1 protein-coding gene is annotated in these 434 nt (G+C 35.7%); it reads left to right on the forward strand.

The genetic code is table 11. From position 1 onward, the window contains the following. On the forward strand, positions 1–434 hold a 434-nt coding region (locus ABCO64_RS10380; RefSeq protein WP_343089411.1), incomplete at both ends, for an InlB B-repeat-containing protein.

Here is a 434-nt window from a genome sequence, read left to right on the forward strand (position 1 = left end):
CTGCAAATGACCCGGAGGGCCTTTATAACTTTATTCGTTGGGAAGATAATGAAGGCAATGAAGTAAGTACTGAAAATCCTTATACATTCACTTTAAATGAAGACACTCCCCTTGTAGGTATCTTTGATAATCCTCCAGCTTACAGTTTAACACTTGAAACAAATTATTATCTTGGGGAAGTATCTAAAGATATTGATAGAGCCGTTGTTGAAGACACCATAGTTACAATAACCGCAAACGATCCAGACGATCAATATGATTTTATTGGTTGGGAAGATGATGCCGGTAATATAATCAGTGAAGATGCAGTCTTTGACTACACAACAACAAATAGTGACGTTACACTAACAGCTTTATTTGATATACCTGAACCAATCGATTTTGTGAATATGGACTTAGATGAGTTAACTGATTTAACTCTCGATCTTTACGAT

It is taken from the genome of Methanocalculus natronophilus (assembly GCF_038751955.1).
In the GTDB taxonomy this organism is placed as follows: Archaea; Halobacteriota; Methanomicrobia; order Methanomicrobiales; family Methanocorpusculaceae; genus Methanocalculus; species Methanocalculus natronophilus.